Origin of the sequence: uncultured Sphaerochaeta sp. (assembly GCF_963676625.2) — a bacterium.
Classification (GTDB): Bacteria; Spirochaetota; Spirochaetia; order Sphaerochaetales; family Sphaerochaetaceae; genus Sphaerochaeta.
In genome coordinates, this window is record NZ_CAXXYB010000009.1 from 237,396 (window position 1) to 255,282 (window position 17,887).

The 17,887-nt window shown below is 46.0% G+C and carries 14 protein-coding genes; 5 read left to right on the top strand and 9 right to left on the bottom strand.

What is annotated here, in order from left to right; translation table 11 throughout:
- Nucleotides 1-188: 188 nt before the first annotated feature.
- The 8 genes from ACHZBG_RS15095 to ACHZBG_RS15130 all read right to left on the bottom strand — a co-directional run bounded on the left by ACHZBG_RS15095 (nucleotide 189) and on the right by ACHZBG_RS15130 (nucleotide 9,524).
- Nucleotides 189-962: a MerR family transcriptional regulator gene (locus ACHZBG_RS15095; RefSeq protein ID WP_320130293.1), complete on the bottom strand. Its 774-nt coding sequence runs from the start codon at nucleotides 960-962 to the stop codon at nucleotides 189-191.
- 32 nt (nucleotides 963-994) lie between these two features.
- Nucleotides 995-1,933, bottom strand: a complete 939-nt coding sequence (locus ACHZBG_RS15100; RefSeq protein ID WP_320130294.1) for an ABC transporter permease — start codon at nucleotides 1,931-1,933, stop codon at nucleotides 995-997.
- 2 nt (nucleotides 1,934-1,935) lie between these two features.
- The gene (locus ACHZBG_RS15105) at nucleotides 1,936-2,958 is read right to left on the bottom strand and encodes an ABC transporter permease (RefSeq protein WP_320130295.1); all 1,023 of its coding nucleotides are present in this window, start codon (nucleotides 2,956-2,958) and stop codon (nucleotides 1,936-1,938) included.
- Nucleotides 2,955-4,457 carry an ABC transporter ATP-binding protein gene (locus tag ACHZBG_RS15110; RefSeq protein WP_320130296.1) on the bottom strand — a complete coding sequence of 501 codons (1,503 nt, stop codon included), beginning with the start codon at nucleotides 4,455-4,457 and terminating at the stop codon, nucleotides 2,955-2,957. Before ACHZBG_RS15110 ends, ACHZBG_RS15105 begins: the two co-directional genes overlap by 4 nt.
- 68 nt (nucleotides 4,458-4,525) lie before the next feature.
- Entirely contained in the window at nucleotides 4,526-5,527 is a 1,002-nt protein-coding gene (locus ACHZBG_RS15115) for a BMP family protein (RefSeq protein ID WP_320130297.1), read from the bottom strand.
- 51 nt (nucleotides 5,528-5,578) lie between these two features.
- On the bottom strand, nucleotides 5,579-6,979 hold the full coding sequence (locus ACHZBG_RS15120; RefSeq protein ID WP_320130298.1) for an amidohydrolase: 1,401 nt from the start codon (nucleotides 6,977-6,979) through the stop codon (nucleotides 5,579-5,581).
- Between the two features lie 284 nt (nucleotides 6,980-7,263).
- Nucleotides 7,264-8,766, bottom strand: a complete 1,503-nt coding sequence (gene ltrA, locus ACHZBG_RS15125) for a group II intron reverse transcriptase/maturase (RefSeq protein ID WP_320128961.1) — start codon at nucleotides 8,764-8,766, stop codon at nucleotides 7,264-7,266.
- Between the two features lie 368 nt (nucleotides 8,767-9,134).
- Nucleotides 9,135-9,524, bottom strand: a complete 390-nt coding sequence (locus ACHZBG_RS15130; RefSeq protein ID WP_320130299.1) for a hypothetical protein — start codon at nucleotides 9,522-9,524, stop codon at nucleotides 9,135-9,137.
- 280 nt (nucleotides 9,525-9,804) lie between these two features.
- Between ACHZBG_RS15130 and ACHZBG_RS15135 the strand changes: the two genes are divergently transcribed.
- The 5 genes from ACHZBG_RS15135 to ACHZBG_RS15155 are packed head-to-tail and all read left to right on the top strand — an operon-like array spanning nucleotide 9,805 to nucleotide 16,538.
- Nucleotides 9,805-10,977 carry an MFS transporter gene (locus tag ACHZBG_RS15135; RefSeq protein ID WP_320130300.1) on the top strand — a complete coding sequence of 391 codons (1,173 nt, stop codon included), beginning with the start codon at nucleotides 9,805-9,807 and terminating at the stop codon, nucleotides 10,975-10,977.
- A gap of 46 nt (nucleotides 10,978-11,023) precedes the next feature.
- Nucleotides 11,024-12,505, top strand: coding sequence for a DUF3375 family protein (locus tag ACHZBG_RS15140; RefSeq protein WP_320130301.1), 1,482 nt, complete (start codon nucleotides 11,024-11,026; stop codon nucleotides 12,503-12,505).
- Nucleotides 12,489-13,103, top strand: a complete 615-nt coding sequence (locus tag ACHZBG_RS15145) for a DUF4194 domain-containing protein (RefSeq protein ID WP_320130302.1) — start codon at nucleotides 12,489-12,491, stop codon at nucleotides 13,101-13,103. Before ACHZBG_RS15140 ends, ACHZBG_RS15145 begins: the two co-directional genes overlap by 17 nt.
- On the top strand, nucleotides 13,090-13,968 hold the full coding sequence (locus ACHZBG_RS15150) for an ATP-binding protein (protein WP_320130303.1): 879 nt from the start codon (nucleotides 13,090-13,092) through the stop codon (nucleotides 13,966-13,968). The genes ACHZBG_RS15145 and ACHZBG_RS15150 overlap by 14 nt, the downstream gene beginning before the upstream one ends.
- Nucleotides 13,899-16,538 (top strand): SbcC/MukB-like Walker B domain-containing protein, encoded by a 2,640-nt coding sequence (locus ACHZBG_RS15155; protein ID WP_320130304.1) that lies wholly within the window; start codon nucleotides 13,899-13,901, stop codon nucleotides 16,536-16,538. The genes ACHZBG_RS15150 and ACHZBG_RS15155 overlap by 70 nt, the downstream gene beginning before the upstream one ends.
- A gap of 12 nt (nucleotides 16,539-16,550) precedes the next feature.
- On the opposite strand, the gene ACHZBG_RS15160 is transcribed toward ACHZBG_RS15155, so the two are convergent.
- Complete coding sequence (locus ACHZBG_RS15160) at nucleotides 16,551-17,501, bottom strand: YkvA family protein (RefSeq protein ID WP_320130305.1); 951 nt, start codon at nucleotides 17,499-17,501, stop codon at nucleotides 16,551-16,553.
- Nucleotides 17,502-17,887: the final 386 nt, after the last annotated feature.

The following is a 17,887-nucleotide window of genomic DNA, read 5'->3' on the forward strand; positions in this document are numbered from 1 at the left end:
AGCTACCTGAAATAGGTTTAAGCAAAATGGGGAATCATGAAATTGATTCCTCTTTTTATTTTTTACGCTCTTGCACCGTATTGCAGTTTTTTATTCAAAGCGTCATTTCTCATACTCTTTGGACCTTTCTCAAGAGTAAAACCGAAAATCCTTGGAGATTTTGTCTTGCTTGGTGCAACGTGTTTTAACTAGTCAAGGATACGAATCTGTATCTCCGTAATGAAATTCATGCTATCGCGTTCCACAAATTGGTCGATAATATTGAAATTCATGTAATCAGGACTCAAATTCAGATCAAGAGCCTTCCCTGTTTGTCGTATCCTGGAAAAAGACTGTCCGATTGATTCATAGGCACCTTGGTGGTAACCACAGAGAAATCTTCCTTCCGGTATAACCGAAAGCTCGGCACCAAATCTATTGGTTCCCTTTTCATCGGAATCCTGGTAGTTGAACATATAGGCCCCGAACTGCTTTCCCTGTTGTGTATAAAATACTACCGTGGGATACAAATAAAACGACTCAGAAGCATACAGGATTTCTTCCAAACCGATATTGAGGTATATTCGTTCACCAAAAGTCTTCAGAAAGATGTTTCTTACATCAAGGGATGCAACAGACTGTTCCTCGATAAACTCAAGTTTCCGGCTGATGGCCAAATCAATGGTATAGAGTTCATTCCATTGCGCCCTGAGCGCTTCAGCTTGTTGCCTGAGTGATTCCATGCTATTATCCAGCGTTCTGGAATTCAGATATTCACTGATTTGTTTCAGAGAATATCCCAACCTACGTAAATAGCGAATGCTTGCCAGTTGATAGACCTGATCGAAACGGTAATGCCTGTAACCCGTCTTCGTGTCACGGGAAGAAGGAACCAATAGCCCAATCGAATCATAATAACGAAGAGTTTGGACATCTACATGAAATAATTCGCTGAATTCGCCAATGGAGAAAATCTCTTTCATTACAGAACCTTAGCAACAAGACCTTTCACCTGTCAACGCTTGTCACGGTCATACGGGATTCCCAGGGCAGAAGGATCCTGGTTTCTTCCAATGGAAAACAGCAATACCACAACTGTCACTACATAGGGAAGCATGGTAAACACTTGGGCAGGAATATTGGTTCCCATGGTCTGCAGACGAATCTGAAGTGCTTCGGCAGAACCAATGACCATAGAAGCCAACAATACCCCCACAGGATTCCTTCTTCCCAGAATTACCGTAACCAAGGCTATAAACCCCTTACCAGCAGTAAGATTTTCCATGAAAAACCCAAGTTTTACCAAGGAAAGATAAGTTCCACCCAAACCTCCAAGCAAACCATTGGCGAAACAGGCCAGATAACGCACCTTGTTCACCGCTATTCCGGCGGTATCGGCAGCACGAGGATTTTCTCCTACTGCCAGAAGAATTATTCCCCATTCAGTCTTATAGAAAAGAATCCAAGTCAGCAAAACCAAGAGAAGCAAGAGATATACAAAAGGATCTTGGTTGAATATAGCCTCCCCTAGCAACGGTAACCGGGATAAAAGGGGAATCTTGAAAGTCTTTATGACAGCAACGGAAGGCAGCGTGGTAGTCTGCCCGAATTTCATGAGAAACAAAAAACTCGTAAGGCCGAGCAACAGGAAATTGAGTGCCAACCCGGCAATCGTCTGGTTCGCCTTGCATCGGATACTCAAGAACGCATGCAACATACTCGCAGCAACTCCTCCTAGCATACCGAACAATAATCCCAAAAAAATACTTCCTGTAGTAAACAAAGCTAAAAAGCTAAAGAAAGCTCCACTGAGCATAATGGCCTCGACCCCAATATTTATCACCCCGCTACGTTCACTAATCGTCTCACCGAGTCCAGCCAGGGCAATCGGAGTTGCCATTCGAATAGTCGCAGCCAAAAAGGCCGTTATGGAAACCAGAAAGGAAATATCCATAGTCAAGCCTCCTTTTCAATCGTAAACAATTGTTTGCGGGCAAGTATCAATACAACGATAAGTCCCATGATGATCGAAGCAATTGAAGTAGGTACCCCGGCACTACGTTGCATTGCCATGGAACCTACTTGCAAGGCAGAAATACCAAGTGCAGAAACTACGATCCATAGTGGATGGTTTCCACCAAGAAGCGCTACGATTATGGCGAGATAGCCATAACTGGGGCTTATTCCCTCAAGCAATCGATGATGCAAGCCCGACACCTCACACACCCCGGCTATTCCGGCCAAACCTCCGCTTATCACTGAAGAAAGTGCAAGATTCTTGAAGACGGAAATACCTGCGCATCGACAAGCCCTACTGTTAAGCCCAACAGCACGCATACCAAATCCTGTCCATGTCTTGAATAACAAGATATACATAAGTACGGCCAGAACCAAGGCAATCAAAAACCCTGCATGGACACGATTGGGAGGAAATAGTTGAAAAAGGTAGGTAGCCTTGGGAAGCATGGGAGACATCGGATATGGATAGGAAGTATCCTTGAGACTGGTCCTGACCAAAATTCCTACCAAATTTATGGCAATATAGTTGAACATAATCGTATTCAGTACTTCAGAGATACCAAATTTTGCCTTGAGAATTCCTGGGATGAAAGACCAGATCCCCCCAAAGGCAAACCCTAGGACAAGGGCCAGGGGAATCATTACAATGGCTGGAAGTCCAGGAGCAGCCATACCCAGGGCAGTAACGGCAATGGCTCCCATATAGAGTTGTCCTTCCGCCCCGATATTGATAAACCCCGTCCTGAAACCCATACCTACCCCCAACCCTGCAAGGATAAGGGGAGTAGAACGTACCAGAACCTCACTGAAACCATAGAAAGAACCAGCGATGCCCCTGATAAAACTCGCCAAGGATTTTTGGACGCTGCTCCCTACCGAAATAATCAACAAAGCAGAGACAAGCAATATAATGGCAATGATACAAAGATAGGAAATAACTGTCCTGGCTCTTCTCTTCATTCGATTATCTCCTTTCCAGCCATCAACAGACCTACTTCCGTCAAGTCAATATTATCGTTGGGAAAACAATCCATGATCTTGCCACCATACATGACGGCAAGATCATCGCTGAGCAACAACAACTCTTCCAAGTCAGAGGATATCAAGAGGATTGCACATCCTTCCTGCCTCAGACACAATAAAGCATTGTGCACGGTTTCCGAAGAGCCGATATCCAAACCCCGTGTCGGTTGACACGCAACCACTAATTTTGGATTTCCCTCCATTTCCCTGGCTAGAATCAATTTCTGCTGGTTTCCTCCGGAAAGATACCTAAGATGACAATCCAACGATGAAGTCTTTATTCTATGATCAAACACAGCCTTCTCTGTCTTCTTTTGAATCAAGGGACGATTGAGAAAACCACTGGAACGCAAACCTCCTTCTCCCTGGACTCCAAGCATCATGTTTTCATTCAGGTCCATATCGAGAATCAAACCATCATTCTGACGATCATCAGAAATATACCCTATTCCCAATTGCTTCCGTTCCAAGACAGACAAAGCATCAAGACATACCCCGTCAAGAAAAACAGAGCCCTTTGGGTTCATACGAATACCAAGAATAATCTCGGCAAGTTCTTTTTGTCCATTTCCATCCACCCCTGCTATACCCAATACGGAACCAGGAAAGACCTTCAAGGAAAGCGGACCAAGCCTATCCTTAGCAAGTTCAACAGATGATAGAACCAGCCCATCCTTTTTTGAACCATTATACAAGGGCTCCCGTTTTGCTCCCTGCAGTTTTCTCCCAATCATAAGACGAGAAAGTTCCTCTTCGTTTGTTTCCTTGGTGTTGACAGTTCCTACCATACGTCCATTTTGCAATACCGTGATTTTGTCGGTAATGGAAAGCACTTCGGGTATATGATGGGTTATGATAATGACAGAATGGTCTTCCTCCCTAAGTCTGTTCAATACAGCAAAAAGGCTCTGGATCTCCTGAGGGGTAAGAACCGCGGTCGGTTCATCCAGAATAAGAAGTTTGGCATCGCGGTAGAGCAATTTTATGATTTCCACCCTTTGTTGCTGGCCGATCGACAAATCCTTGACAAATCGAGTGGGGTCAACCTCAAGGCCATATTTTACTGACAAAGCGCGAATCTTTTCGTCAAGCGCTGCCCGTTTCAAAAACGGATATCCAGGGCTTTTCAAGCCCAAGGTAATGTTTTGGGAAACAGTCAGGGTTGGGACCAAGGCAAAATGCTGATGTACCATTCCAATACGATGTTCTATGGCAGCTTTTGGTGAATCAAACGATACCAGCTCACCCTCCAGCTCAATAGTCCCCCCATCACGTTGGTACATACCATAGAGAATATTCATCAAGGTAGTCTTGCCTGCCCCGTTTTCACCCAGCAAGGCATGTATCTCGCCATATCCGATTTCCAGGCTTACCTTTTCATTTGCCGGCTTTCCGAAAAAGGATTTATCTATGGCATGCATGGTCAACAATGACATCGTAACTCCTTGGTATATGGGGATGCATGCATACAAATTGCATACATGCATCCTACGTTCTCGTTCGGTTATTTCGTCCTGGTCTCGATCAAGGGAACAGTAAAGCTTCCGTCCAAAATCCTGGCGCGGGTATCGGCGATCAACTTCTTCGTTGCCTCAGGAATCCTTGACTCAAAAGAATTATACCCGGAAATATCAACTACCCCATCTTTCATTCCAAGATTGAAAACACCACCTACATACGTTCCGTTCTTCACCTTCTCAACCGCGGACAGCACCAAGGCAGGAACACTATAGACCGTCGAGGCCATTACCGTATCAGGGGCAATGGAATTCTGGTCATAGGAATCCCCGGTAGCAAGCAAGCCACGCTCCTGGGCAGCCTTGATAACCCCGGTTCCGGCCTGGTTGGCAATATGACTCAGGACATCCGCACCTTGGTCAGCCATCGAAAGTCCTGCTTCCTTCCCCAAGGCAACATCGGTAAAACTACCAATATAAACTTCCAGCACCTTGATATCTGGTCTTGCAGCCTTTGCCCCAAGTTTGTAGGCCTCCACGACCTTTACAATGGAAGGTTGCTCAAACCCTCCGACAATACCGATGATACCTGTCTTGGACATGTAAGAACTGAGCATTCCCATCAGATATCCTGCCTGTTCGCAAGCCATTACATAGCTGGCTGCATTCTCGGAATAGACATTTGACTCAATAGCCATGAATTTTGTCTTCGGGAAATTCGCCGATACCCGCACGGCAGGGTCACCAAACTGGAACCCATGGCCGATGACCAGATCATAGCCTTGGGATGCATAGTCGGTAAAGGCTGCCTCGCCATCGGCAATCCCGACGTTTTCAGAATAGGCAGTCTCAAGATTATACTTCTCTTCGGCTGCCTTGAGACCTGCGAACGCCACTGCATTCCAACCTTGGTCGTTAGCAGGGCCCGAAAGTAAAAGCGCTACCTTCAGTGAACCATTTTCTGTTTTCGTTTCAGCGCTGCCACCTGCAAACAAAGCGGTGCAAGCGAGAGACACAATCAGGAACATCAATACAGCCGTTTTTTTCATGTCAGTTCTCCTCATATCATCATTGGGCTTCAGCCCATGAAAATGCAATGATCAGTGCGTGATCGAGCCGAATACCGCTGGAAACTCCGAACGAAGAACGCGCGTACAGACCTTTTCGGCTTCCTCCGCCAGTTTGTATTCATCAATTCCCGTCAAATAGCCTTCCTTATAGACAACCTTGCCGTTTACCATGGTCAACCATACAGGTCCTGTCACTCCTGTGCGCGCCAACAAGGTCTTGGGATCATGCAACGTACCTGCCAATTCCAGGGCAAGGGTATCAATCATGAACAAGTCTGCACCTTTGCCTGCCTCGAGGGAGCCGATATCAGTTCGTCCCAAGGTCTTGGCACCATTTATCGTGGCTATCTTCAACATGTCATAGGGAGAAGGACAACCTCCCCGTGCCTTACTATGATAAGCCTGCATCAAATAGGCCATGCGCAAGGAATCCAACAAATTTGAGCTGTCATTGGTTGCAGAACCATCGCATCCCAAGGATATATTCATTCCAGCTTTCTGCATTGCCGGAATATCCAGAATAGGGAACCCTCCCAAGACAGCAGGGGCAGGACAATGGGAAAGTCCTGTACCTGTCTGGGCCATGACCCTGTACTCTTCCTTGGTGAGTTCCCACCCATGGGCAAGCCAAACATCCTCACCCACAAAACCGATATCCTCTGCCCACCGGAGAGAACGCTTTCCCCAGCGCTCAAGCATTATGGGATTCTCACCCTCGCCCAAATGCGTATGGAGACGAACCTTTTTATCCCTGGCCAAGGCAATCGATTCCTTGAAGGTCTCAGGATAACTATTTATGGGTTGGCAAGGAGCGACAACAATCTGGCTCATGCTGAAGGGTTTTGAATCGTGGTAAAGACCGATGAGCCGATTGCAGTCGTCAATGAATTCCTTTGTAGTTTCCAGCATTTTTTCAGGAATAGTACTTCCCTTGCTTTTGGGAAGGGTGTTGCATCCCCTTCCTGCATGATAGCGAATTCCTAAAAGCGAAGAAGCTTCCATTTGCCGGTCAACGGGAGATTTTCCCGTCTTCTTGGTATAGCAATACTGATGGTCGAAGGCACAGGTACACCCATGCTTGAGCAGATCTGCCATGGCGACCAACGAGGAGTAGTAAATGACATCACTGTCTATTTCCTGGAAAATCGGATAGATCTTATCCAACCAATCGACCACGAGCATATTGGGATAATCGATGGTCATCAAATTTCTGACGAATGTCTGAAAAAAATGATGGTGGGTATTTATCAGGCCTGGATACACATACTTTCCACGGGCATCGAGAATGGTGCACCCCGTGGAATCAAGATTCTTTCCGATGGAAATAATGGCAGGTCCCTCTATGAGCATATCCGAGTCATAATATACGGTATCTGAATCGTCACAAGTGACTATTGCACGAGCATTGCGAATAAGTGTTTTTGAAGACATCTTCTCCATCCTTATCTCTAGGGTTATCTAAACGGTAAACCTTATAGCAACTATAGAGTCAAGAAAAATATATCTTTTTTATTTTTGCGTATTTGAAACAATTTTGCTATTTTAATCAATTATTATCGCTATAAGAATATATTTACAAAGAAAAATGGATTGCATGATCCATCTTCATGATTTCTACAATTAATTTTTCAGCTCCGGCTTGACAATCGAGTAGGCGGGGGCCACTAAGCCCCAACCTCTCACACCACCGTACGTGCCGTTCGGCATACGGCGGTTCAACCAAACAGACTATTGTACCGGAAATCCAGCACAATCCCATCTTGCTCCATACGCACAGTATGGAGCTTCTTGTAATAACCCAGAATATCCACCAGTCGGTAATGCTCATGAAGGCTCTCATTGCTGATGAGATAGTTCATGGATTTTGCCATCTTCCAGTACGACCTGCTGGCAAGTGTCCATTTCTTCAGCTTCCACTCTTCCGCTCCCAGTTGCCTGATGCGGTGTTTCCGGTTATTCCCGGACTTCCACTGTTTCCATAGATACTGGCGTATGCGCCTCCGAATCCACTCCATCAGGCCCTTGAGGTATTCCTTGATGGCACTTCTTGCAAAGTACCCAACCCAACCCCTCAGGATGCTGTTGAGCTCCCCAATGACCGTCCAGATGCTCACTCCGCGGTTGCGCTTCGTGACCAGCCGTATCCGGTCCTCAAGTTTCTTCAGCTTTTTCTCGTGGGGAACGGTCCTCCCAAGTTTTCCTCTCTCGCCGTATGTCCGGAATGTGAATCCGAGGAAGGTCGAACCTACGGCCCTCCTTGCCTCCGTCTTCTCCATGTTCACTTTCAGTTTCAGCTTCCGCTCCAGATAGCTTTTCGCGCTGTCCCTCACCCGGTAGGATGACATCTTGCTCTTGGTGAATATGTTGCAGTCATCGGCGTACCTCACAAACCGCAGTCCCCGCTTCTCCAGTTCCCTGTCGTAGGGGGTGAGATAGACGTTCGACAGCAGGGGCGACAACGGGCCCCCCTGCGGGGTACCCAGTGCTGTTGCCATCATGCTCCCGTTGGTCATCACTCCGCTTTTCAGATATACGTAGATGAGCCTCCTCACGTCCTTGTCGTCCATGTGCTTGTCGATTAGTCCCATGAGGATGTCATGGTCGACCGTGTCAAAGAACTTGGACAGGTCCAAGTCAACCACGTGCTTGTACCCTTCGGACATGTAGGTCTGGGCGAGTCGGACCGCATCCTCGGCGCTCCTGCCGGGCCTGAACCCGAAGCTGAAGTCGCTGAATGTCGGTTCGAACACCGGGGTCAGAACCTGCACCAGGGCCTGCTGGATTACCCGGTCCACTGCCGTCGGTATCCCCAGCAGACGCACGCCCCCGTTGTCCTTGGGTATTTCCCGTCGGAGCACCGGTTTGGGTTTGTACGTCCGAGTGACAATCCGCTCGCGAATCAAGGCCCAGTTGGCTTCAAGGTAGGATGGAAGTTCAGTCACTTCCATCCCGTCGATTCCCGCAGAACCCTTGTTCTGCATCACCTTCCTCATCGCTTGCTGGATGTTCGCAAGGGAAATCAGTTGCTCGCACAGTCTCGTGTTCGGTCTTGACCTGTCTTCCTCTCTCATTCGTTCCTTTCTCACCCGCATCATCACTGGTAGGCTCTCGCCGTTCGGATTTGCGGATGGACCTTTCCCTTTCGAAAGGCGTTTGATTGTTCGGCCCTTTGCGTCCGTTTCCCCGGTCGCTACTACGGCCTCTGCTGACTTCTCCACATTCGTTGTTACTACGTCGTCATAAGCGATGTTGCAGCCTCGTACGCTGTGGAGACCTCGCGGGATAAGTCATCACTCTTTCCTCGTTTACCCGCCTGATTTACAGATGAAGGTCACATTGCCTTTGGGATTCACTGATAGTAGCCAGCTTGTCCCCTCCACCTGCCTACTATCAGGTTTCTGTCCGTCGGGCCACGATTTCGCTATTGCTTCTTCCCTCCCACACCTCGCGGCGTGAAACTTGCAAGTCGCTATCGGGTTCGTCGGCAACTACGCCCCTTGGGAATTTCACCCAAGAATGATGACATGCCCGTCATACTACAAAACAAGGGGAGCCGAAGCTCCCCTTGTACATGCATTGTCAATCATCAGGCTTTTTCGCCGACTTCAATAGCCCCATCGAGGTTTTCCTTCTTTGGTTGGGCTACTTCGACCTTAACCGTTTCCCTGGGTTTATCAGGTTCTACGATTACCCTCGGAGCTTGCTTCTTGCCATCCTTGACCAAAAGATAGGTTGCCAAGGCAAGGAGAATCACTCCCGTGTTCAGGAAGGTACAGCCAAGGAGTAAGAGCATCAAGTCATAGTGAGAGTTCATACCCATTGCATAGGGAGATCCCATACTGAACATATATCCATTGGCAAACTGATGAAACGAGGCCTGTGGTTGGAAAGTATAAAAGCTTCCGATGATAAGACCGATACTGCACAGAATCAAGATTCCGGAAAATACGAGCGCTACGATTGCACCTTTTTTCATGTTAGTTTACTCCTATAGTAATTGTTTGCTAATACATAATTTGTACTTAAAATATGAAGAATGAAAGGATATAAAGTGAAGATTCAGTGTCGCTCGGTTGAAGTAATATCAAGCAAGGATAAACCAAGGCAAGGCATCTGCCCTCTCTAAAAGAGTTGAGTATTTATGCTATCTTGGTGTCGTACTGCTTGTACCATCAGACCAAATATCCGATGATAGGCAGATATGGAATCATTCTCAATGATCTCAAACTACCGTTAAGGCAAGGAATATATTTTCTATGAATTACAAACGAACAATACATGCCTGTTATGAAGGAAATCTCGTAGGCGCCTTGGTCTGCAATCTCACCCCATTATTATTCGTAACACTCATGACGGAATACAATCTTACCTTTGAAATGGCGGGAAGACTTACCTTGATCAATTTCTTCACCCAGATCGTCACCGATCTGGCTTTCAGTCGACCTGTCGACAAGTATGGTCCTCGTCCTTTTGTCGTAGCAGGGCATTTTATCGCGGCAATCGGCTTGGCCTTGTTTGCCCTCTCACCGACACTTTTCCCCGAGTTCCCCTATACGGGATTTGTTCTGGCTACGATTATTTTCAGTTGTGCAAGCGGCCTGATGGAATTGTTGCTCTCCCCTATTGTCCAAGCCATACCGGGCCCCGAAAAAGTAAAGGCAATGAGCTTGTTGCACAGCTTTTATGCCTGGGGTTTCATTCTGGTCGTAGTCCTCACCACCTTCCTCCTTACGATTCTTTCCTGGCAAAAAGTAGTCTTGCTCTGGACCTTGGTCCCACTGGCAGGGGGAATAAATTTTTGCTTTGTCCCATTAGCTCCCATGGTAGACGAACAACAAAGAACCAAGGGCAAGGAATTATTGACTTCTCCCCTCCTTTTGTTGCTTGTTTTGGGAATTCTTTGCGGCGGGGCTGCCGAAGTATCGATGAGCCAGTGGACCAGTGCTTTCACCGAGCAAGCCCTACATCTACCCAAGGCAATGGGAGACCTTCTCGGTCTTTGCTTGTTTGCCGCGTGCCTGGGAACAGGAAGAGCCATATTCGGGCATCTGGGAGAACATTGGAATGTCCGAAGGCTCATGACTTTCGGGTCAGCGCTCTCTGTGCTCTGTTATCTGGTAGCAGCACTTTCTCCCTTCCCTCTCCTATCACTTTTTGCCTGCGCTTTTTGTGGCTTTGCCACCAGCTTGCTTTGGCCTGGTTCAATCGTACTGTCGACAAGAGTGTTTCCCCTTGCAGGAGCAGGGATGTTTGCCCTGCTGGCAGCGGCAGGAGACAGCGGTGCGGCCTTGGGCCCCTATCTCATAGGACTGGTCGCAGACCATGCCCCAGTATTGCAACTCAGGGCTGGTCTCATTGCCGGAGCCATTTTTCCCTTTATCCTCATCTTTCTGCTATTGGCACAAAAACGAGTGGAAAAAAACCGCTAGATACGGTATGATTCTGAAAATATCAACCCTATAGGGGAGAACAATAGTGCTTTCGGACGTTACGTTTGTCGAACAACTACTTCAAGATGACAGTGGGCTATTCCTTCTTTCAAGAAAAAATGGACCGAAAATAATCAGTTTCCTGTATACTGTTTTCAAGATTCAAAATCGTACCAATATAGAACAATCCCACCTCCAGCAATTGCTCTCCGGTTTTCTGCAAACAGAGGATACCTTCATTGAGGAAGATGAATCAGAGACTTCCATCATTGAGCTGGATACAACGGATAAAGCAAGAAACTTGATCCTTTCCTGGAGCAATGAAAGAAATGGTTTTTTGCTGCGCTACTATGATGAACAAGCAATAGAGACAATTGAATTGTCAGCAGGTCTTGAAAGAATCTTTCGCTTCCTTGAAGAAATCATAGACTCAAAAAAACTATTCATCGGTACAGAGTCACGTTTTGCCCAGATAATGGAAGGCTTCAGGGAACTCGATTTGAACACCATAGATAACCCCAGGGCCAGAATCGATGAACTGGAAAAGCAAAAAGCAAAAATACAGGAACAAATAGATGAAATCGAAAGGACAGGAAAGGCCACGACTTTCAGTCCCCAGAAAATCTCGGAAAGGCTATATAACCTGCAGCAAACCAGCAAAACCTTGCTTTCAGATTTCAGGCAATTGAAAGACAACAATCATGCAATTTTCTCGGAACTTTGCCACAAACAGATCCAGGCAACAGAAAGTCGTGGACAAATGCTGGGATTTACCCTTGAAAAAAGCGAAGAACTCGAAAATTCCCCACAAGGACAAAGTTTCACCTCTTTCTGGAATTACCTATGCGCGACACCCGAGGAAAGTACCATCAAGGCAAAGACAGATGCATTGAAAGAGCGTTTGGGATCACAAGCGTTCGACCATGCCTTCTTTGCCCATCTTGAGGATGTGCTCATTGAGGAAGGAAGGGAGGTAATCGAAGAAAATCGACTGCTTTCCGATCGTATCAAACGAGTCCTCACCCGTTACAATTCCCCGGAATACCGGCTGATCAAGGAGACTTTGGATTCCATAAAACTCCTGGCCCTGGACAATCCTCCCTATGGCAAGGAGGATATCCTTTTTATTGATGGACAAGCCAATATTTTCTCCAGCCTTCAACGATACCCGATTTTTCCCATAGCCGAAGGTACAAAGAAAATAAACTCCTACGAACCGCCTACACTCAGTCCGCTTGATTATGCAAGTCTCTTTGCAGATGTACAGATAGACGAATCGGAACTACTGGCAAATCTCGAATTTGAACGAAACAAAGGGAAAAACCTTTGTCTTGCAGAGGTTTTGCTCAACCATCCGATCAAAGAGGGTTTGGCTGAAATCGTAACCTATCTGACTTTGCTGGAAAAACAGGACTGGGCAATTTTTGATGATGCAAAAACAGAAATAGTAACATACAGAAACAATGAGGACGGATCTCCCGTCAGACTTATCATACCAAAGGTGGACATCAATGGAAACGACAACTGAATGGGGTAATCTTTGCTCAAAACTCTTGCAGGAACCCCTTTTCCGGGACGAAAGTCCCGAACCTTTCGAAAATCTCATCATCTGGCAACAAAAGATAAATGAATATATGGCAGTCATTGGCCTCACCCTCCAGCTTAATGTCGATGAAGGATATGCTTTTCTTATGGAAAACGAGGATGCAGAAGGCAATGTCGTCGGAGGAAATGTCCGTTTATTGAGAAAATCCCCCCTTACTTATGAACAATCCCTGTTATTGGTCCTATTGCGTGACGAACTGGATAAGTTTGAAATGAGCAAAAGCACCAACCTTTCGCTCATAATGCAGGAACAGCAAATTGCGGAGTTGATGGAACCCTACTATCCCAATAGCCAAGATAAAGTAAAATATGCTGACTTGGTCTCCTCCCTTCTGTCCAGTCTTGCCCAGATGTACTTCATCAAAAGCCTCCATAACCCTACTTCAGAAAGCCTGACCTCCCCTCATGAACGGGAATTTGAAATCCGCACCATCATCAGGGCAAAAATAACCACTTCCTTCCTGACAGAATTCAAGACTCGTCTCAAAGCCTCCAAGGAGGAAATCAATGCTAGAAAATGAACTTGACCTGGATATCCATCATACTGGTTACCGATTATCCCATTTCCAATTATTCAACTGGGGAACTTTCTCAGATTATATTGTCAATCTCGACTTGGCAGGAGAAAACACCTTGCTGACAGGGGCCAATGGATCAGGGAAAACAACCTTGGTCGATGGGTTGCTCACATTGCTGGTACCTCGAGAATACAGGGCCTACAACCTTTCAGGTGGGCAAGATGGCAAGGAAGGAAGAAGTGAGGAAAGCTATGTACTCGGAGCCTATTCCACTACCAAGAGTGAACATGATTATTCGGTAAACAAAGAATATCTGAGGGACAAGAGTTGCCACAGTATCATTTTAGGGCAATTTGACAATGCCAATACTGAATATCCCCTTACCCTGCTCCAAATCCGTTATTTCAATCAAAACGGAGTATTGCAAAGATATTTCATCCTCTGCGAAGGCGCATTGGATCTCCAAGCCATGACTGAACGGGACGTTGCCTTTGACGCCACACCAGGCTGGAAGAAACGTATGCAAGCCGCCTTTTCCTCCTACAAACTTTTCTTCTTTGACACCTTCAAGGCCTATAGCATCGAATTTGCCTCACGCGTCGGATTCCGGGATCGGGAGAAAGCCTTGCGAATTTTTTCCCAGACCGTAGGGATGAAAGACCTTTCGAACCTGAATGAATTCATACGGACTAGAATGCTATCGGAGATGGATATCGAAAGCGAATTCAAGAAAACCCTGGTAAATTTCGAAACACTCATGGGTACAAAAAACTCATTGAAAAAGAAGAAGAACAGATTTTGCAACTCCGGTCAATTGAACAGGAAGCGCACGAATTCCAGCAACTCGATACCAAGTTGGTCGGTCTGAAAGTCGAGAAACAGACCCTGCCCTTATGGGAAGGACTGAAGGCAATGCAATTTCTCGACCAGGAAATTCAACAGAGAGAGATAGAACATGAAGAGTTGCAAACCCAATTATCGGAAAACAGAAGAGAATCTGAACGTGTGGAAGAAATTCTTGAAGATCTGAAGCGTACCCTTTCCAGTGATAAGAGAGTTGAACGTGAAAACGAACTGAAAAAGCAACGAGAATGGCTCTGCAATGGCCTTGCCACTACCCAAGCCTCCAGACATACATACGAAACCCTTGCCAAAATCTTACGGCTTTCGGTTCCCCAGGATTCACCTGCTTTTATCCAAAACCTTGCCCATATTCAATCGATGCAAGAAAAATTCAGAATCAGGGTGGACAGCCTTGAGGATGAACGGATAGATCAGACCAATGAACTGACCAAATGCAATCAAGAACTGCAAAATCTTAACGCTCAGCTCCAGACCATGGGAAACAAGGAAACCAATATCCCATACAAGTACCTATTGGCAAGAGAGCAACTATGCCAAGAACTTGGCTTACAGGAACAGGACGTGCCTTTTCTGGGTGAATTGATTCAACTTAGGCAAGATTGCCTGGAATATGAGGCTGGGACGAATGGAATTCTTCGCTCCTTGGCACTGACTCTACTCGTTCAGCCCTATCATTTGGAAAGCATAGTCTCCTACCTATGGGAACATCCGTTGGAACTCCCCCTTGAGATCCGACGAATCGAAGAAAAACAAATCAGCCCGACAGATCAGAAAAAAGAGGAAGAACCAAAACTTATAGATGATGACGAACAAATATTTCTTGAGGATCTACCTACGCCCAATCGTCTGGATCTCATGTTGGAAACACGACCTGACTACCCGTACAGTAATTTCATAAAGACCTTATTGGAACAAGAAATTCCGTATTACCTAAGTACTAATCCCCTGGAACTTCTGGAAACGGACAACCGCTTTGGGTCTTGCAGTCTCCTTCATGCGAAAAGCTATTTCCGCAAGGGAGCAACGGAGACTGCAGAATGGCAAATCCTTGGTTGGGACGCCCAGAAAAAACGAACCCGACTCCAGGAGCGTATGGGGCAACTATCAGATTTGAAGCAGGAAATCGAGGGAATTCTCGAGGATTTGAGACGGGAAAGCAAACTCCTTGCAGACAAGAAAGCTGCCTCTGACAGAATTCTGGAGTTCAAGCAATTCAAGGAAATTGATACGGACTCGCTGGAGAATCGGCAGGAGATCCTGGATGACCAACTCATAGCCCTCAGAAACGAGATGAATGACCTCAGTGCCCTTCAGGAACAAGCACATCATACCAAACTCCTTTTGGATACCTTATCATCTGAAAAAGAAAAACTGACCTTGAATCTTGGCTCAAACAATAAAGAAAAAGAACTGGAGATCCGTGACCGCAAAACGTATAGCGAGCAACTCTCCTCCTTTGACCTGGCACAATATCAGGATTATATCGAAGGCCTTGCAAGCCGCAATTCACTGCCTTCAACCTTTGGTAGCCTTGAGCAGATAAAGAAAGTACGAATGGAGCTCCAAGTCAAATTGGATACCCGCATCAATGAACTTTCTCAAGCGCGCGAGCAAGCCAGGAAAAAAGTTGAGACCCTGATGGACCATTTTGTTCGTCCCAACCAAAAACTCTTGCAAACCTATCCGACCTGGACAAGCGATGTATCGGATTTGAGACCGGACACAGAGGCCTTGGATATGTTTCTTGCCCTGCAACACAAGCTTGAGGCTGAAGATCTTCCTCGGTTCAAGGAACGCTTCGAGAATATGCGTTCCAGGCAAATGAAAAGCGATATCATAAACTTCAATGTTGCCTTGCGCCAGTGGGATAGGCATATCAGGGAAAATATCGCCGAGCTCAATGAAAGCCTTTCCTCAATTGTCTACCAGCAACAACCCCAGACACGAATCAAGCTTACCTTGGAAAAAATTCAGGATACCCAAATCAAACAGTTCAACACTCTTCTGGGTGCAGCAATTCCCGATGTCGGAGCAAACCTTCAAGGTAATGACAAAAATCTAGAAATAGCCAACAACCGTTTCTTCGAGGCAACAAAAACCTTGCTGGAAGCACTCAAGGCAGATGAACTCTTCTGCAAAAAAGTATTGGATGTCCGGCGCTGGTTTGTGTTTGCCGTAGAGGAATACGATCCTCTTTCAGAAAAACAGGTACGGTATTACCAAGACAGTGCAGGAATATCGGGAGGACAGAAAGCCAAACTTGCCTATACCATCCTGGCTGCGGCAATTGCCCACCAGTTTGATGTTTTCAATAGCTCCAATGTCTCGCGTTCCTTCCGGTTTGTCATCGTCGACGAAGCTTTCAGCAAAAGTGACGATGAAAACTCACGCTATGCAATGGATCTTTTCAAGAACATGGATCTCCAACTCATGGTGGTAACCCCCAAGGACAAGGTAAATTTGGTGGAACCCTATATAAAGAGCGTACAGATTACAACCTGTAACGATGGACAACATTCCTTTGTGCATAGCCTCACCAAGGAAACGTTCAAAGAAGAGCTAAGTAGGCAATAATGATTACCTATCTTATTTCATGAAAAGACTCCAAAGTCTGACAAAGGGATAAGATAGAAGCTCCCTGAAGGTATAAGGGGTATTGAGTGCCAAAAGCATATGCCGCAAAACAAATACCAACCCTGTGGCAATCAACAAGGCAAGACCAACAGAGAGGATAGTCTTTCTCAAAGCCTTGCGCTGCATCGATACCATCGATTCCAGAGTAGGAATGCCCTCCAGAACAACGATGCCCTCCTTGAGTTTCTCCAAGGGAGCAATAAAGGGATAGCGCAGACGAAGATATTCAGCCACGGTTCCATCGAGGTTCCTTTTTTTCCGCCAGGCTTTCCAAAGTTTGGCAATTTCAGGCAGTGTCTTCGCAAACGAATACAGGGAACGGAGCAAGGTAACCAAAAGACATAGGGAAGCAAGCAACATCGAAAGCTCCCCGTCAAAGGAAAGAAATAACAGGGCAACCAGGAAAACTCCAAGGTTGATGAAACAGTTGAGTATCGTTTTTCGTTCCTGTTTTCTCAAAAGCCCCTGTAATTTCATTCTTGCAGCCTCAAAAGCCTTTTCATAGGCTTTTGTTACTTGTTCCCCCAGTTTTGCAGGTGCTGTCTTCGCTACAATTTTTGCCCCTACCTTGGTAATATCTGCAAGTTTTTTCCATATGAATCCAATGACTGCCGCATCATCCAACAGCCCTGCCCCAGGTATTGCATCAGGAATAATATCAAAGGGAAGTACAAGATAGAGCAAGCCACCAATAATAAGGGTGCGCACGGAAGCGGGGGTATCCTCACTCATGAAAGCCCGGTAGAGATCCTGAACCTTGTCCCAAATTTTGGCAATGGGACCCTTGTTCATGGAAGGAAGCTTTCCTTCCATCTTCTGGATTTCCTCATTCCCGGCGTTGTCTCCGAGCTGTGACGCCAATTCCAGGGCTTTCTCTTCATTCTTGTTTTTCTTAAAGATCATACGCCATGGTATAATCGGAAAAGGTCCTAGTCAACTCAAGGGTTCTTGTTTTTTTCCCCGAAAAATCGGCAAATAACAATTAGTGGATATGCAAACAGATTATTGCGTTCCAATATTTTACATATTCATCATCCTATAGTTATCCGTTCCTTTTGCAATCTTGCAAAATCTATGGGAATCATCAAAAACAACCTTGTTTTAATCTTAAAATATATTGTTTACTCATATGGTTTTATATATTTTTTTTTCAATCTTGTTTTTTTTGATTCAAAAGCCTTGACAGTAGTACTTAAATATTCGATAGTCGCATTGAATCGCAAAGGCTCCGAAGGGGCTTGTTCCCTACGGAAATTCTGTGCCTGAAACGAGTGGAGGGAATGGAAAAG

Bases quoted from the DNA above. Each gene is read 5' to 3' on its own strand.
- ACHZBG_RS15100 (WP_320130294.1), bottom strand. From the start codon at position 1,933: ATGGATATTTCCTTTCTGGTTTCCATAACGGCCTTTTTGGCTGCGACT.
- ACHZBG_RS15135 (WP_320130300.1), top strand. From the start codon at position 9,805: ATGAATTACAAACGAACAATACATGCCTGTTATGAAGGAAATCTCGTA.
- ACHZBG_RS15095 (WP_320130293.1), bottom strand. From the start codon at position 962: ATGAAAGAGATTTTCTCCATTGGCGAATTCAGCGAATTATTTCATGTA.
- ACHZBG_RS15120 (WP_320130298.1), bottom strand. From the start codon at position 6,979: ATGTCTTCAAAAACACTTATTCGCAATGCTCGTGCAATAGTCACTTGT.
- ACHZBG_RS15105 (WP_320130295.1), bottom strand. From the start codon at position 2,958: ATGAAGAGAAGAGCCAGGACAGTTATTTCCTATCTTTGTATCATTGCC.
- ACHZBG_RS15115 (WP_320130297.1), bottom strand. From the start codon at position 5,527: ATGAAAAAAACGGCTGTATTGATGTTCCTGATTGTGTCTCTCGCTTGC.
- ACHZBG_RS15150 (WP_320130303.1), top strand. From the start codon at position 13,090: ATGCTAGAAAATGAACTTGACCTGGATATCCATCATACTGGTTACCGA.
- ACHZBG_RS15130 (WP_320130299.1), bottom strand. From the start codon at position 9,524: ATGAAAAAAGGTGCAATCGTAGCGCTCGTATTTTCCGGAATCTTGATT.
- ACHZBG_RS15110 (WP_320130296.1), bottom strand. From the start codon at position 4,457: ATGTCATTGTTGACCATGCATGCCATAGATAAATCCTTTTTCGGAAAG.
- ACHZBG_RS15160 (WP_320130305.1), bottom strand. From the start codon at position 17,501: ATGATCTTTAAGAAAAACAAGAATGAAGAGAAAGCCCTGGAATTGGCG.
- ACHZBG_RS15145 (WP_320130302.1), top strand. From the start codon at position 12,489: ATGGAAACGACAACTGAATGGGGTAATCTTTGCTCAAAACTCTTGCAG.